Origin of the sequence: Bradyrhizobium sp. SZCCHNR1043 (assembly GCF_032489675.1) — a bacterium.
GTDB lineage: Bacteria > Pseudomonadota > Alphaproteobacteria > Rhizobiales > Xanthobacteraceae > Bradyrhizobium.
The window spans coordinates 304,090-320,401 of the sequence record NZ_JAUEYN010000004.1; the positions used below are offsets into that span (position 1 = coordinate 304,090).

Consider the following 16,312-nt stretch of genomic DNA (forward strand, 5'->3'; position numbering starts at 1 on the left):
GATATTCGGTGACCCCGTTCAGCGGCGACAAGGAGGATGCATGAAACCGGAAGTCATCTGCCTGATGGCGTCGAGCGTCGACGGCCGGACATTGCCGAGCCGCTGGCGTCCGAAGGGATCGGGCGATCTGTTCGAGCAGGTGCATGACCAGCTCGGGGGCGATGCCTGGCTGATCGGCCGCGTCACCGGCCAAGAGTTCGCCAAGGGCTCGGCCTATCCGGCCGAGACCACCGAGCGAATCCCGCGTACCCATTGGATCGCACGACGCGGCGCCAAGGCCTACGGCATCGTGCTCGATCCCCATGGCAAGATCTGCTGGGGCCGCGCCGACATCGGCGGCGATCCGATCGTCGTCGTGCTGACCGAGGCCGTGTCGGATGCACATCTCGCGGGCCTGCGCGGCGAGGGTGTCTCCTACGTCTTCGCCGGCCAGTCGAAGCTCGATCTCTCACGCGTGCTGGAGATCGTCGCGCAGGAGCTCGGCGTGAAGCGCCTGCTGCTCGAGGGCGGCGGCGGCGCCAACGGCGCGTTTCTGCGCGCGGGTCTGGTCGACGAGTTCAACCTCGTTCTATGTCCGGCCGTGGACGGCGCCAAGGGGGCACCCAGCGTGTTCGATTCGACCGAAGCCGAGTCCGGCGAGCGCGCGCCGATCACGGCGATGACGCTCGAAAGCAGCACGGCGCTGGAGGGCGGCGCGCTGTGGCTGCGCTACAAGATCACCAACGGCTCGCCCTTGCCGGCCCAGGCAAGTCATGGCTGAGCGGCGAATGCACGTCATCGTCGTCGGGGGCGGTGCCGCGGGCCTGATGGCGGCGCGTGAGCTGGCCCGCGCCGGCAAGCAAGTGACGCTGCTGGAAGCGCGCGACCGCTGCGGGGGGCGCATTCATCCGCTGCCCGCGAGCAGGTTTGGATATCGCGCGGATGCCGGCGCGGAATTCATCCATGGCGAGGCGCCGGTCACCCACGCGCTGATGGCCGAGGCGGGGCTCACCTCGACGCCGGTCGATGGCGCGCGCTGGTACGTGACGGACGGCGCGTTCTCGCGCGAGGATCCTGCCGATCGGCAGATGCGCCAACTGCACCGCGTGGCGCGGCAGCTCGATCAGGATATGACCGTCACGGCGCTGCTCGAGCGTCATTTCGGCGGCGCGGAGTTTGCCGCCCTGCGCAAGTCGGTGCTCGGGATGGTGCAGGGCTATGATGCCGCCGATCCTGGTCGTGCCAGCGTGTTCGCGCTGCGCGACGAGTGGATGGGCGGCGACCGCGGTGCTCAGGCACGCATCGTCGGCGGCTACGCGGCGCTGCTCGATCATCTCTTGGCGGAGTGCCGGGCGCATGGCGTGGCGATGAAGCTCGAGGCGGTGGTCCGCGCGGTGGAGAGCTCCGATGATGGCGTCGTCGTGCGCTGCGCCGACGGCCGCGCGCAGCGCGGCGATATCGTCCTCCTGACCGTGCCGCTGCCGCTGCTGCGGACCATCGCGCTGCCGCCGGCGATGCGCTCGCAACAGGCCGCAGCCGAAGCCATCGGCTTCGGCAACGTCATCAAGCTGCTGCTGCGCTTCGAGCGCCGGTGGTGGCGAGAGGCTCGGACCGAGGACCTCTCCGACATGCTGTTCGTGCTGTCCGATGCCGACGTGCCGGTGTGGTGGACGCAGCATCCGAACGATGATGCGGTGCTGACCGGCTGGCTCGCCGGGCCGCCGGCCGGCGCTTTCGTCGCGCTCGACGATGTCGCCTTGATAGAGTCGGGTCTCTCGGCGCTTGCGAGCATTTTCTCGCAGCCGGTGGACTCGCTGAGGCAGCAGCTCGTCGCGTCGCATGTCACGGATTGGGCGAAGGATCCGTTCGCGCGCGGGGCCTATTCCTATGCGACGCTAGGATCCCGCGAGGCGCAGGATACGCTTTCGCGCTGGGATGACGGTCGTGTCCTGATCTCCGGCGAAGCACTGTATCGCGGGCGCGACATGGGAACGGTCGAGGCGGCGCTGGCCAGCGGGCAACAGACGGCGCGGCGCATCCTCGCGATGTGATCGCGCGCCGCGCGCATGATGTTGCGCCCGTAGGCCCACGGCGCTAGCATTCGTCGATCACCATGGAAAGGATCGTCATGCTCGATCACGTCGGCTTCCCTGTCTCCGACTTTGTCCGCGCCAAGGCTTTCTATGCGGCGGCCCTGGCGCCGTTGGGTTACGTCCTGATGATGGAGATCACCAACGAGCAGACTGGCGGTCACGGTGATCACGCCGGCTTCGGCGACGGTCGTCCGGATTTCTGGATTGGCACCGGCGGGACGGCCGCGACCTCGACGCATGTCGCATTCCACGCCAAGGATCGCGCCACGGTCGATGCGTTCTATCAGGCGGCGATCGCGGCAGGCGGACGGGACAACGGCGCGCCTGGACTGCGGCCGCATTATCACGCGAACTATTACGGCGCGTTCGTGCGCGACGCCGACGGCAACAACATCGAGGCGGTGTGCCACGCGCCGGCGTGAGGGCCGCTCACCCTTCGGGATGAGTCATGCCATCACCGGCATGTGCTCGGCAGCCGCGGCTAAGCTCGGCGCGACCACGATCTCGAGCTGCTGGCGCAGCCAGCGGTGCATCGGATCCTCGTGGTGTCGCAGGTGCCAGACCATGTACATCGGCATCGCCGGGCAGGGGACCGGCACCGGCGCCACCGCCAGGCCGCGCAGCATGTAGGCGCGCAGCAGGCTCGGCAGCGTCGCGATCATGCGGCTGCCGCGCAGGAACGGGCCGATGCCGCCGAAGCCCGGCACCTGCGCCGCGAACCGCCGGACGATGCCGCGCTCGGCCATGACCTCGTCGATGTCGAGCCGGCGCCGCGGCTCGTACAGCACCGTGACGTGGTCGCTGGCGAGATAGTCCTCGAGGCTCTGCGGCGGCTCGCGCTGGCTCGCATCGTAGAACACGCGATAGCTGTCCTCGAACAGCCGCTTCTGCAGGATGTCGCTGCCCTCGGGCGGGCGCGGCGTGATGATGAGCTGACAGTGCTCTTCGCGCAGCATCTCCGGCGTCGGTGCGCCGGAGGGGATGACGCGCAGGCTGAGGCCCGGCGCCTGCGCGCGGGCGTAGCGGAGCAGGGACGGCAGCAGCAGGTCGCGCTGCAGATCATTGGCAGCGATCGTCACTTGCGCGGAGATTTTCGCCGGCTCGAACGCAGCGGTGTGCGAGAAGCTCCGGAGGTCGTCGAGCAGAGCGCGGGCGCGCAGCGCCAAGAGCTGCGCATGCGCGGTCGGCACGATGCCACGGCCGGACTTCACGAACAGCGGATCGCCGGTGATCGCGCGCAGCTTGTCGAGCAGATGGCTGACGGCCGACTGCGTGACGCCGAGCCGCTGCGCAGCGCGGGTGACCGAGCCCTCCTCGATGACGGCGAGCAGGAGCTGCAGCAGATGGCCGTCGAGGTCCAAATGATCGAATTGGCTCATGGATCGGATCGGTCGCGCGGCCTTTATTGACGGTGTCTGCCAGTGATACTGGCGGGCACGAACGGCGCCGCGTTTGATCCAGATCAAGCGCGGCCGTCCGAAACACGACCAGGGGAGGCTCAGATGTCCACCACGTCAGCCCGGCAGCCCGTGCCCGGCACCACCATCTTCGACGGCGAGCAGGCCCGCAAAGGCTACGCCCTCAACAAGATGTGCTACTCGTTCAACGATGCCGCCAACCGCAAGGCCTTCGTCGCCGACGAGGATGGCTATTGCGCCAAATACGGCCTCAATGCACAGCAGTGCGCGGCGATCAGGAACCGCAACGTGCTGGAACTGATCGAGGCCGGCGGCAACGCCTATTACCTCGCCAAGTTCGCCGGCATCTTCGGGCTCGACATGCAGGACATCGGCGCGCAGCAGACCGGGCTGACGAAAGAGCAGTTCAAGGCCAAGCTTCTGGCGGCAAGGGGTTGATCATGGCGAAGATCGTAGGTTGCATCACCACGTCCCACGTTCCGGCCATCGGCGGCGCGATTGCCAAGGGGTTGCAGCAGGACCCGTATTGGAAGCCGTTCTTCGACGGTTTCCCGCATGTGCGCGAATGGCTCGCCAAGGCCCAACCCGATGTGGTCGTGCTCGTCTATAACGACCACGGCCTCAACTTCTTCCTCGACAAGATGCCGACCTTCGCCGTCGGCGCGGCCGACAGCTATAGCAATGCCGACGAAGGCTGGGGCATTCCGCAGACCGCGCCGTTCAAGGGTGACAGCGAATTGTCCTGGCATTTGATCGAGCATCTGGTGAAGGAGGATTTCGACCTCACCACCTGCCAGGAGATGGTGGTCGATCACGCCTTCACGCTGCCGATGGCGCTGTGCTGGCCCGATCAGAAATGGCCGGTGCGGGTGGTGCCCGTGGTCGTCAACACGGTGCAGGCGCCGCTGCCGTCGGCCGCGCGCTGCTACAGGCTCGGCCAGGCGCTGGCGCGGGCGATTCAATCCTGGCCGAAGGACGAACGCGTCGTCGTCATGGGCACCGGCGGCCTGTCGCATCAGCTCGACGGCGAGCGCGCCGGCTTCATCAACAAGGATTTCGACGAGAAGTTCATGGCCAGCATGGTCGACGATCCCGCCTGGGCGACGAAGTATTCGACCACCGAGCTGGTCGAGCTGTCGGGCACCCAGGGTGTCGAATTGCTGAACTGGATGGTCGCGCGCGGCACCCTGCCGGAGAAGGTCCGCAAGGAGCATTCCAACTATCACATCCCGATCTCCAACACGGCGACCGGGCTGATGGTGCTGGAGCCGGTGTAGCGGCTCCAGCGGGATTTTTGGTGCGGAAGGTGATGACCGAGAGCTATTCCGCCAACGACCATCACGCGGTATGGGTCCCGGCTCAAGGCCGGGACGACAGCAGTGTGTTTGGTACGACCGCGCCACATCACCGGTGTCGTCCCGGCGAACGCCGGGACCCATACCGCGGATGCTATCGAGGGACGTTGCTGTCCGTCACCCGCATCGATGACGGTCGATGTGACTTCCAATATCTCCGACTAACTCACACATCTCATCTGCATCTCAACGCACGGCCGCCGCCTCGCCGCCATGAACCGTCATGTCGTGCGCCGTGCCGCGATGGGCAATCAGCGCATAGGCGACGGGGACCACGAACAGCGTGAACAGGGTGCCGATCGCGAGCCCGGTGGCGATCACCAGCCCCATGTTGAAGCGCGACACCGCGCCGGCGCCGCTCGCGGTGATCAGCGGGATCACGCCGAGCACCATCGCCGCCGTGGTCATCAGGATCGGACGCAGGCGGACGGTGGCCGCCGCGATGATCGCCTCGGTGCGGTCCTTGCCCTGTTCGCGCAGCTCGTTCGCGACCTCGACCATCAGGATGCCGTGCTTGCTGACGAGGCCCATCAGGGTGACCAAGCCGACCTGGGTGTAGATGTTGATGCTGGCGCCGCCGATGCCGAGGCTGATGAAGATCAGCGCGCCCGCCAGCGACATCGGCACCGACACCAGGATGATGATCGGATCGACGAAGCTGTTGAACAAGGCGGCGAGCGCCAGGAAGATGATGATCAGCGCGAACACGAAGGTGGTGACGAAGCCGCCGGATTCCTGTTCGAGCTGTCGCGACGCGCCGCCATAGTCGATCGAGTAACCCGATGGCAGCGACTTCGCGATCTCCTTCAAGGTGGCGAGCGCGTCGCCCATCGCGATGCCCGGCATCGCCACGCCGGAGATGGTTGCCGCATTGATCTGCTGGAAGTGATTGAGCGACTCGGGGATCGTCTTGCGCTCGAGCCGGGCCACGGTCGACAGCGGCACCATGGCATTGCCGCTGGTGCGGATCGAATAGTCGAGCAACTGACTGTCGGTGAGGCGGTCGTTCTGCCGGACCTGGGGGATCACCTTGTAGGAGCGGCCCTCCAGGCTGAAATAGTCGAGATAATTGCCGCCCAGCATGGTCGCGAGCGCGCCGCCGAGATCGCTCATCTTGAGGCCGAGATCGGCGGCCTTGTCGCGATCGAACACCACGGTGGTCTGCGGCTTGTCGATCTTCAGATCGCTGTCGAGGAAGATGAATCGGCCGCTCGCCAGCGCCTTGGCCATGAAATCGCGCGACACGTCGTTGAGCTCGCCGAACGCGCCGGTGGTGCCGATCACGAACTGGACCGGCAGGCCGTTGCTGCCCGGCAGCGGCGAGGGCTGGAACGCCACCGAGCGGGCGCCGGCGATGCCGTTCAGGAGCTGCTGGAATTCCGGCTGCAGGGTCTTGGTCGTCGCCTTGCGCTGATCCCAGGGCTTGAGAACCCAGCCGCCGATCACCTGTGTCGAGGTATCGATCTGGAACACGGTACGCGTCTCCGGGCGCTGGGCGATCAAGCCATACAGCTGCTGGCCGTAAAACTGGCGCTGCTCGAGCGTGGCCGAGGGCGCCGAATTCGTCAGCGATAGCACGATGCCCTGGTCCTCGTCCGGCGCAAGCTCGCTGGTGGAACTGACATAGAGCCAGGGAATCATCGCGAGCAGCAGCAGCGCGAACACCACCACCACCGGCTTGGTCGCGAACACGCTTTCGAGCCAGCGGCGATAGAAGTGGGCGAGCCGTTCGAGCACATGGTCGATCGTCCTCACCAAACGCGTCTCGAACGTGGTGGCGTCGCGCTCGGTCCGGCGCAGCAGCCAGGCGCAGTTCATCGGCGAGAGCGTCAGCGCGATTACCGCCGAGACGGTGACGGCGCCGGCGAGCGTGAAGGCGAACTCAGTGAACAGGGCCCCGGTCAGGCCGCCCTGGAAGCCGACGGGCACGTAGACCGCGATCAGGACCACGGTCATCGCGATGATCGGGCTCGCCAGCGCCCGCGCCGACTGGATCGCGGCCTCGACCGGCGGCACGCCCTCGTCGATCAGGCGGTGGACGCTTTCCACCACGATGATGGCGTCGTCGACGACCAGGCCGATCGCGAGCACCAGCGCCAGCAAGGTCAGCAGGTTGATGGAGAAGCCCATCAGCAGCATCAGCCCGAAGGTGCCGATCAGCGACAGCGGAATGGCGATCACCGGGATCAGCACCGAGCGCCACGATCCCAGGAACATGAAGACGACGACAATTACGATCCCGATCGCCTCCACTAGCGTATGGATCACCTCGTCGATGGACGAGTTCACGAAATCGGTGGAGTCGTACAGGATCTCGCTGGTGATGCCGTTCGGCAGCTGTCGCTGCAGCTCCGGATAAACAGCCTTCACGCCGTTGATGACGTCGAGCAGGTTCGCCGTTGGCGCCACCTGGATGCCGATGTAGACCGCGGTCTTGCCGTTGAAGCGCGTCGCGCTGTCGTAGTCGTCATTGCCGAGCGTGACATTGGCGACATCGCGCAGGCGGATGATGGCGCCATTGACCTGCTTGACGACGAGATTGCGGTATTGCTCCAGCGAATGCAGATTTGTCGCGGCGGCGAGGTCGACCTGCACGAGGCGGCCCTTAGTGGTGCCGAGCCCGGAGATGTAGTCGTTGCCCGACAGTGCCGTCGACACGTCGGTCGCGGTCAGGCCATAGGCCGCGAGCTTGTCGGGGTCGAGCCAGGCGCGCAGGGCGAATTTCTTGGCGCCGAGCAATTCGGCGGTCTGCACGCCGGAGACCGCCTGCAGCTTCGGCTGCACCACGCGGGTGAGGTAGTCGGTGATCTGGTTCGGCGCCAGCACGTCGCTGGCGAAGCCGATATACATCGAATCGATGGTCTGCCCGACCTTCAAGGTCAGGGTCGGCTGTTGCGTGCCGGTCGGTAGCTGGTTGAGCACCGAGTTCACCTTGGCGTTGATCTCGGTCATCGCCTTGCCGGAATCGTAGTTGAGCCGCAGGTTCACGGTGATGGTGCTGCTGCCGGTGACGCTGGTCGACGTCATGTAGTCGATGCCGTTGGCCTGGGCGATCGCGTTCTCCAGCGGCGTCGTGATGAAGCCGGCGATGATGTCGCTATCGGCACCGGCATAGGCCGTGCTCACCGTGACGATGGCGTTCTGCGTGCGCGGATATTGCAGGATGGCGAGCGTCGTCATCGAGCGCAGGCCGAGCACCAGGATGAGGGCGCTGACCACGAGCGCCAGCACCGGCCGGCGGATGAAGATGTCTGTGAAACGCATGGTGATGACTCTGGTGGGCGCGGGCTGGCCGGATTATTGATCGACGACGTTCGGCGCGGCTTCCGCGACCGGTACGTGTGAGTTGTCGACTCTCACCGGGCTGCCGTTGCGCAGCTTGATCTGTCCCGCGATCACGACCGCCTCGCCCGGCTTGACGCCGTCGGTGATCGCGATCCGGTCGCCCTTGGCCGGCTTGCTCTTGACGAACATCTGCCGCGCCTTGCCCTGGCCGTCCTTGAGATCGTCGACGACGTAGACGAGATCGCCGTAGGGGTTGCTGACGATTGCCGTCAGCGGCAGCGTGACGAGCTGCTCCGGGCTGCCGGTCGCGATCTCGACCTTGGCGAACATGCCAGGCAACAGCCGGGCGGCCTCGTTGTGCAGGGTGGCGCGGACCTGGACGTTGCGGCTGGTGGAATCGACCTTGGCGTTGATCGCCGAGATCTGGCCGGTGAAGCGCTCGGATGGGAAGGCATCCACCGTGATGGCGACGTCCTGGCCGATCCGAATGTCGGCGAGCGACTGCTGCGGCAGATAGAAGTCGACGAAGATGGGATCGAGGCTCTGCAGGGTGACAATGGTGGTGCCGGCGCCGAGATACTGCCCGAGATCGACGGCGCGGATGCCGAGCCGGCCGGCGAAGGGCGCCTTCAGGGTCTTCTGCTCGACGATCGCCTTCTGCTGCGTCACCAGGGCCTGCGCGTTCTTCAGATTGGCGCGGTCGCTGTCGAGCGTGGCCTGGCTGACCGCGTTGAACTTGATCTGCTCCTCGTCGCGCTTGACGACGATGGCATAGTTCTCGGCAGTCGCCTGCAGCGACTGCAGCTTGGCGACGTCGTCGGTCGCGACCAGCTGCAGCAATTGCTGGCCGGCTTCGACGGTGTCGCCCGAATTGAACTGGATGCCCTGCACGATGCCTGCGGCCTGCAGCGCCAGATCGGCGCCGTTGACGGCGCGCAGCGAGCCGACCGCGGTGAGGTTGGAGCGCCATGGTGCGGTCGCCGCAACGACCGTCGAGATCGTCTGCGGCGGGTTGGCCATGGCGCCGATCGCCTTGGCGATCATGATGCCCTTGAATGTCTGAAAGCCGTAGAGGCCGCCGAACAGCACCGCCATGGCGGCCAGCATGATCGTCATGCGTTTCTTCATTACATTGCTTCCTGGGTCGTGCGATTGGGACCGGCGAAGTAGCCGGGATTGACGCGGGGCAGCGCCGCCGGGGTCTCGTCCTGGCGATTCCACCAGCCGCCGCCGAGCGCCTGGAACAGCGCCGCGGTGTCGGTGAAGCGCGTGGCCTGCGACTTGATGCGGGAGACGCGCGCGTTGAGATAGGATTGCTGCGCGTTGATGACGTTGGCGTAGGGCACCGCGCCGCTCTTGAACTGCTCGACCGCCATGGCGAGACTGTCGGCGGTGGCCTTCTCGGCGGCGGCCTGGGCCTTCAGCGCCTCGGCGTCGTACTGGATGGCGCGCAGCGAATCCGCAACGTTCTGGAACGCGGTGATGACCGTGCTCTTGTAGAGCGACAAGTCCTGCTCGAAGGTGGCGACGTCAGCCTCCTTGGTGTGATACAGCGTGCCGCCGTCGATCAGCTTCTGGCTGACGCTCGAGGCCGCATCCCACACGATGGTCGTCGGCGAGAACAGCCGGCCCGGTCCGCTTGCGCCGTAGCTGCCCGACAGCGTCACCTGCGGCAGCAGATTGGCGACGCCGACGCCGACCGTCGCTGTGGCCTGGTGCAACGTAGCCTCGGCCTGCCGGATGTCCGGACGCTGCCGGACGAGCGAGGAGGGCAGTGACACCGGCAGCTTGCGCGGCAGCCGCAGCTCCGCGAGGGTCACATGCTCGCCGCGGTCCTGGCTCGGCAGCCGGCCGAGATAGGCCATCAGTTGATTGCGTTGCTGCGCGAGTTGCTTCTGCAGCGGCGCCAAGGTCGCCTTGGCCTGCGCCAGCGTCGCCTCCTGCGCCAGCACGTCGGATTTGGAGATGGCGCCGACATCAAACTGGTGTTGGATCCGGCCAAGCTGGTCGGTCTCGGCCTTGATGATCTCCTCGGTCGCTGCGATCTGATCGCGCAGCGAGGCGTCGCTGATCGCGGCGGTGACGACATTGGCGGTCAGCGCGAGATGCGTCGCCTCCAGCTTGAACGCCTGGTAGTCGGCCTGCGCCTGCAGCGCCTCGACCTGGCGTCGCGTGCCGCCCCACAGATCGAGCGCGTAGCTGACGCTTACCGACGTGCCATAGAGCGTGTAGAGCGAGGTCTGGCCGGGCCATTGCCCGTTCTGTGTGGTGGAGCCCTGGGTGCGTTCGGCGGATCCGCTCGCGCTCAGCTGCGGAAACAGCGCGCCCTGTTGCGACAGCGCGTTCTCGCGCGCAGCACGCAGCGCCAATTGCGCGGCTTCGATGTCCGGGTGGTTGCGAATCGCTTCCTCGACGAAGGCGTTGATCTGCCGGGAATGAAACAGCGCCCACCAGGTGCCGGGCAGATCGCCTCCGGGTGCGAAGCTCTGCACATTGCCGCCCGGCGTCGAGGCGCTGGCGGTCGCGGCGAGGCGTCGCTCGGCGACGTAACCGGTCGCGACCGGCGCCTCGGGGGAGATGAAGTCCGGGCCGACGGCGCAGGATGCGAGCAGCACGCTGCAGCCAAAAAGGCCGAGCGGGACGGACATCGCGCGGCCTGTCGGGACCCCCCTCAAACGCGCGGGAAACATTCGGACATGATCTGACATAAAACTAAACCGTTTCGTTTTCTATCCGGACCATGCGGGGCAGCACAGACGTAGTCAAGTCACGTTGATGACAGGGCGGTGATGCGCACAGCTTCGTCCTGCGCGGCGCCGGTGCTCGCTTGCACCGGACGGGCGCATCATTTTTGAGGTGAGAGTAGACAACGCGCCGCTTCCATTTCCGCAGCGGTCGGGCAGCGACGTCGTTCTTGTCACAATGATCGAAAAAGGTCTGCCGCCGAGCTCGCGCGGCGCGGGCCGGCCTTTGGCGAAGCAGCGCGCGAGACGGAGTTGGAGGCCGGCTCGCAGCGTCGAGCCGGCTCCGTGGGGCGGTCGCCGCGCGTCAGGACGGCATCGAGGATGCGACCACCGGCTTTGCCGGCACGGTGCGCGCGCGATTCGGGCGCCGCAGCCGGCGCTGCGCCCAGATCAGCACGCCTGTGATCAGCAGTGCGAACAGCGCGATCGAGATCAGCACGTTGGCCGCGCTGCCGATCAGCGACCAGTTGCCTTCGTGCAGCAGGCGCGGCCAGTTGCGCGGCAACGCGGAGAGCCCGTCGGACGTCACAGCATAGGCCCTGAGCTCATCGTCCTCGATGATCCTCGCCATCATCCGCCCGCCGCGATTGCCGATCGAGTTGACCGCCGAAAGGTCGTGGTCCCTGGCGACGATGCTGACGGCGTCAGGCAGCGAGATGCGCTTGGCTGCGGTGGGCGGAGCGCTGCCTGCGAAGGTCAGGCCGAGCTCGAGACAGAGTCCGGTGAGCGGGCTGAGCAGAATCAGAGGCAGCGTGAACCAGGCCGTGCCCTTGTGCCAGCCGGACAGCGTGTTGCGCAGCCGCGGCAGTCCCATCAGGATGCCGATGATCATGATGGTGACCATTGCGATGGTCGAGATCAAGGTGAGGCCGGGGATTCCGATCAGATGCTCGTGGGTCCTGCGCGCCCACAGGAAGACGCTCGCCATCGCGGGCTTCTCGACCGCGGCGCCGGTCGTGATGTCGACCTCGGCGCCCGGCGTACCCTGCAAGGTGAGGTGCTGTGTGGACGCATCGATCGACAGGCCGCGTGCCTTGCCGTCGGGATCATGCTGCTTGATCAGCGCGATCACGCGCGCCGGATCGACGCTCTGCGGCTTGACGGCAGCGACCTGCGCCATCGGCTCGAAGGAGAGGATCAGTCCGGTCACGATGATGACAAGCAGCGGCAGCGCGAAGACGAGGCTGATCCAGCGGTGAAGTTTGAGCAGAAGCTGCTTGTTCATGATCGTCTCCAAGTATTCGCCAAGTGATCGTCGAGTGATCGTCACACACACGAACGACGCGGCGTGACTGTTGTCCGCAGGCGCTCACTCCGTAGTTTCAGATCGTTTCTTGCTGGACGACGCTGCGAGATCAGTCCGCCGCCGTTGCGCTTTCATTAGCCGAGCGCACCACTCATACGAAAGGAGATAACTATTAATTTTAGGTCATGCGCCGTTTGATCGGCGTCAATGCGGCGAAAGCAAATCGGTGTCTATGCAAATGATGTCAATTCACGACTGACGTTTCTCGGTGACCGGCTGAAACGAGATAGCGGCGGCATCTCAGGATGACGCGCTCATCTCGGACTTCAGCGCGTCATTGTGAGAGGCCCTTGGCGATGCGCTTCGCTTCTCACGTCGGTGTCGCACTGATCCGCAGTCTGTCGCTGTCCGATGCGGAGAACACCGCGATCCCCGGCGGCACTGCGCGCCGACGCGTCAGGGCGATTTCCCTGGCGACACAATGCCCTTCAGTCCGGCGCGCTCAGCAGCGGCGCTGACGAGGCCAGACGACTGGATCTCGGCCGTGAAGCTGCGCAGGAAGTCGAGCCCGGCGTCGCGGCCCCTGGGGATCGCGATGGCGTGGCGCTCCTCGCCCCAGCGCCCGTCGAGCACGCGCGATCCTGGCACCTGCTCGGCGATCTCGAACAGCGTCGCCTTGTTGGTGGCGAAGGCATCGATCTGGCGGCTCGTCAGCATGGCGACCGCATCCTTCAAGGTCGGCGCCCGGACCAGCGTCGCGTTCTTCAGCTCGCGCCCGAGCGTCGCATCCGACGTGCTGCCGGTCGTGACGCCGATCTTGCGGCCGCTCGCGTCGACATCGCCGGCGTCGGAAAGCGGGGAGCCGTCGGGCACGAGATACCCAAGCTCGATCTCGAGATAGACAGGACCGAAATCCATCTCCTTTGCGCGCGCCGGCGAAGCATTGGTGAAGGCGACGTCGACCGCGCCGGTCTTGACGGCCTCGAGCACCTCGGCGTTCTTGGCGAACACGACCGGCTCGTAGTCGACATGGAGCTGGCGCGCCATTTCCTTGCCGATGGTGTAGCCGACGCCGCGGGGATTCTCGGTCCCGTCGGGCAGGATCGATGTCGGCGTGCCCGGATAGAGTCCCGCGCGCAGATGTCCGGTCGGCGCGAGAGTGCGTGCCACGTCGACATCAGCGGAATAGCTTCGAACCGGAGCGAGCGTCGCGCACGCGACGAAAGCGACAATGACGGCCTGCCTCAGGATGGTAGCTGCGCAGTCCATCGGTCGCCTCGCTGATATCAGACTGATTCGGTCAGTTCGCTGCCGGCTTCGCCATCGAGCACCTGCTGGAGACGCGTCTTGTCCAGCGCGTTTTCCCACCTTGCGATGACGATGGTGGCGACCGCGTTGCCGATCAAATTCGTCGGCGTCAGCCCCTGCGACATCAACCGGTGAATGCCGAGCACCAGTGCGACGCTGGCGACCGGAATCGTTCCGGTCGCGGCGAGCGTCGCGGCCAGCACGACGAAAGCGGCGCCGGCGATGCCGGCTGCGCCCTTCGACGTCACCAGCAGGATCAGCAGCAGCCCGATCTGGTGGCTGATGTCGAGATGAGTGTTGGTCGCCTGCGCCAGGAACACCGCGGCGGTGGCGAGGTAGAGGCAGGTGCCGTCGAGATTGAACGAGTAGCCGGTGGGGATGACCAGGCCGACGATGCCGCGCTCGCATCCGGCGGCTTCGAGCTTCGCCAGCATGCGCGGCAGCACGGTCTCCGATGACGTGGTGGCGATGCAGACCAGCACCTCATCGCGAATGTAGCGGATCAGCTTCCACAGGCTGAAGCCGGTGAGGGCGGCAATGGGGCCGAGCACGGCGGCGATGAAGATCAGGCAGGTGAGATAGAAGCTGCCGAGCAGCAGGCCGAGCTTGGCCAGCGAGCCCAGGCCGAACTTGCCGACGGTGAAGGCGATGGCGCCGAAGGCGCCGAGCGGGGCCGCCCACATCACGATCCGAACGACACCGAAGATCATCTTGCCGCCGACATCGATCACATCCGTCACCGCCTTGGCGCGGTCGCCGAGCCAGATCAGCGAGAACCCGCACATCACCGAGATGAACAGCACCTGCAGGATGTTGCCTTCCGCAAACGCGCCGACGAAGGTCTGCGGGATGATGTTGAGCAGGAACGGCACGAAGCCGACCGCAGCGGTCTGCTTGACATAGGGCTCGATGGTCGCGGAGTTGATGGTCGCCGGGTCGATGTTCATGCCGACGCCGGGCTGAAACAGGTTCACCGCGGTCAAGCCGATGATCAGCGCCAGCGTCGTGATCGCCTCGAAATAGATCAGCGCCTTGATCGCGACGCGGCCGACCTTGGCCATGTCGGCCATGTGGGCGATGCCGTTGACCACCGTGCAGAAGATGATCGGCGCGATCAGCATCCGGATCGCCTTGATGAAGGCGTCGCCGAGCGGCTGCATCTGGGCGCCGAGATCCGGCTTGACGGCACCGAGCAGGATGCCCGCTGCCATCGCGATCATGACCTGGACCCAAAGCTCCTTCCACCAGCCGCGGCGGGCGCCTGCCTTGCTGTCGGCGGTGAGGGTCGTGGCAGTCATGATCGGTCCTGTCGCTGAAGGGCTCGAAGTTGCAGCTGGCGGTGACTCAGCTCTTGGGCTCGAACTTGAACAGCCGTTCGGGATTGCTGACAAGCAGCTTTCGCTGCATGGCCGGATCCGGGGCGTAGAGCGGGATCAGATCGACCAGATCACCATCATTGGGCATGATCTTGACGTTCGGATGCGGCCAGTCCGTGCCCCAGATGACGCGATCGGGCGCATTCTCGATCAGTTTCCGGGCGAACGGCACGGCGTCGTGGAACGGTGGTCCGGAGGCCGAGGCGCGCTCGGGACCGGTGATCTTGATCCAGCACTTGCCGTCGCTGGCCTGCAGGTCGAGCAGCGCCTTGAACTCGGCGTCATCGATGCCCTTGGCGGCGCTGATCGTGCCCATGTGGTCGATCACATAGGTGACCGGCAGCGCCTTCAGGATCGGCACGAATTCCTGGATTGTCCCGGCCTCGAGATAAATGTCGACGTGCCAGCCGATCGCCGCGACGCGGTCCACCAGGGTGCGGAAGACGTTCATGTCGCCGACGCCGCCGAGGCGGCGGAGGAAGGCGAACCGGCAGGCGCAGATGCCGGCCTTCCCGAGCGCCGTGAGGTCGGCGTCGGACATCGCCGCGTTGATGTTGGCGACGCCTTTGTAGTTGCCGTTGCTCTGCGCGATGGCGTCCGTGACGACGCGATTGTCCGTGCCATGGACGGTGGCGTTGACGATGACGGCGCGTTCGACACCGATTTTGGCGTGCAGCGCCCGGAACATCTCCAGTGACGCATCGGGCGGCGTGTAGGGGCGGGTGGGCGAGAACGGATAGGTCGAGGCCGGCCCGAAGATGTGCGTGTGGGTATCGACGCTGCCGAGCGGCGGCCGGAAGCTCGGGGTCTTCGTCGCCGGATCCGGGCCGGCGATGCTGGGGATCTTGACCTCTTCGGCGGAGAGTTGCGCAGGGACAGCGCCGAGCACGCTCGCCGCTCCCAGTCCGGCCATGGTGGCCAGCAGATCTCGTCTCAACATCAGAGCGTCCTCCTCGGAATGGCCGCGGTCACAGGCAGGCGTTGCCTGCCAGGCTCCGGCATCGTTCGTGTTTGCTATCGTCACGCCACGATGGAGAGATCAGGCGACCTCTCAACATGGCGTCGTGATCATGGCGTGCTTCGGATCCGGAGCCGGCGGACCGCTGTGATCCCAGTTGTTCCTGATCGAGGATCTTGCAGCCTCTGCAGCATGACAAGAAGCATTGGGTGAACGGTCAGTTCGCTTGGTTGGACAATGCTCTGCAGTCCTACTGCCAACGTTGCTGAGACCCTCCGTTCGAGCTGCGTTGCAGCGCGACTGGGCGAGATGGGCTGCTCTTCAACCAGTCTGCGAGAAGGCAGCCCGAGCGCGCCGATCCGCGGAATTGTTCGTGCGACGGAAAGGTGAGTTGCGTCAACGCCATGGCGTGCGTTTTGGTCATGCGCCGGCGGCTTCGAGCGCCGTTGTGGAGACCGCATGCGCAATGCTATGCGACAGCAAAGAGGGGCGCGCGGGGCACCGAGACGCTGCGCGGCTGTCAGTTCACAACGGTATCGGGCAAAGGAAA

Annotated in this window: 13 protein-coding genes; 5 read left to right on the forward strand and 8 right to left on the reverse strand. The window is 65.8% G+C overall.

All coding sequences use genetic code 11. From position 1 onward, the window contains the following. The first annotated feature begins 40 nt into the window (after positions 1-40). The 3 genes from QX039_RS09030 (at position 41) to QX039_RS09040 (ending at position 2,494) form a co-directional block, all read left to right on the forward strand. Positions 41-760 carry a RibD family protein gene (locus QX039_RS09030; RefSeq protein ID WP_315741214.1) on the forward strand — a complete coding sequence of 240 codons (720 nt, stop codon included), beginning with the start codon at positions 41-43 and terminating at the stop codon, positions 758-760. Then, a complete protein-coding gene (locus QX039_RS09035; RefSeq protein WP_315741215.1) occupies positions 753-2,030 on the forward strand; it encodes an NAD(P)/FAD-dependent oxidoreductase in 1,278 nt (425 codons plus the stop codon). The genes QX039_RS09030 and QX039_RS09035 overlap by 8 nt, the downstream gene beginning before the upstream one ends. A 77-nt stretch (positions 2,031-2,107) precedes the next feature. Further along, a complete protein-coding gene (locus QX039_RS09040) occupies positions 2,108-2,494 on the forward strand; it encodes a VOC family protein (protein WP_315741223.1) in 387 nt (128 codons plus the stop codon). A gap of 24 nt (positions 2,495-2,518) precedes the next feature. Here QX039_RS09040 and QX039_RS09045 read toward each other — a convergent pair whose 3' ends face one another. Further along, positions 2,519-3,451, reverse strand: coding sequence for a LysR family transcriptional regulator (locus tag QX039_RS09045; RefSeq protein WP_315741216.1), 933 nt, complete (start codon positions 3,449-3,451; stop codon positions 2,519-2,521). Between the two features lie 123 nt (positions 3,452-3,574). Here QX039_RS09045 and QX039_RS09050 point away from each other — a divergent pair, with 123 nt between their 5' ends. Further along, entirely contained in the window at positions 3,575-3,928 is a 354-nt protein-coding gene (locus tag QX039_RS09050; protein WP_315741217.1) for a protocatechuate 4,5-dioxygenase subunit alpha, read from the forward strand. Between the two features lie 2 nt (positions 3,929-3,930). Then, on the forward strand, positions 3,931-4,767 hold the full coding sequence (locus QX039_RS09055; protein ID WP_315741218.1) for a class III extradiol dioxygenase family protein: 837 nt from the start codon (positions 3,931-3,933) through the stop codon (positions 4,765-4,767). Between the two features lie 264 nt (positions 4,768-5,031). On the opposite strand, the gene QX039_RS09060 is transcribed toward QX039_RS09055, so the two are convergent. The 7 genes from QX039_RS09060 to QX039_RS09090 form a co-directional block, all read right to left on the reverse strand. Next, on the reverse strand, positions 5,032-8,109 hold the full coding sequence (locus QX039_RS09060; protein WP_315773084.1) for an efflux RND transporter permease subunit: 3,078 nt from the start codon (positions 8,107-8,109) through the stop codon (positions 5,032-5,034). Positions 8,110-8,142: 33 nt separating this feature from the next. Further along, positions 8,143-9,258, reverse strand: coding sequence for an efflux RND transporter periplasmic adaptor subunit (locus QX039_RS09065; RefSeq protein ID WP_315737106.1), 1,116 nt, complete (start codon positions 9,256-9,258; stop codon positions 8,143-8,145). Further along, positions 9,258-10,778: an efflux transporter outer membrane subunit gene (locus QX039_RS09070; RefSeq protein WP_315737107.1), complete on the reverse strand. Its 1,521-nt coding sequence runs from the start codon at positions 10,776-10,778 to the stop codon at positions 9,258-9,260. The genes QX039_RS09065 and QX039_RS09070 overlap by 1 nt, the downstream gene beginning before the upstream one ends. A 400-nt stretch (positions 10,779-11,178) precedes the next feature. After that, a complete protein-coding gene (locus QX039_RS09075; RefSeq protein ID WP_315737108.1) occupies positions 11,179-12,099 on the reverse strand; it encodes a PepSY-associated TM helix domain-containing protein in 921 nt (306 codons plus the stop codon). A gap of 477 nt (positions 12,100-12,576) precedes the next feature. Continuing rightward, on the reverse strand, positions 12,577-13,290 hold the full coding sequence (locus tag QX039_RS09080) for an ABC transporter substrate-binding protein (RefSeq protein ID WP_315737110.1): 714 nt from the start codon (positions 13,288-13,290) through the stop codon (positions 12,577-12,579). A gap of 116 nt (positions 13,291-13,406) precedes the next feature. Beyond that, on the reverse strand, positions 13,407-14,726 hold the full coding sequence (gene dctA / locus QX039_RS09085; RefSeq protein ID WP_315737112.1) for a C4-dicarboxylate transporter DctA: 1,320 nt from the start codon (positions 14,724-14,726) through the stop codon (positions 13,407-13,409). Between the two features lie 46 nt (positions 14,727-14,772). After that, on the reverse strand, positions 14,773-15,744 hold the full coding sequence (locus QX039_RS09090; protein WP_315737114.1) for an amidohydrolase family protein: 972 nt from the start codon (positions 15,742-15,744) through the stop codon (positions 14,773-14,775). Between the last annotated feature and the right edge of the window lie 568 nt (positions 15,745-16,312).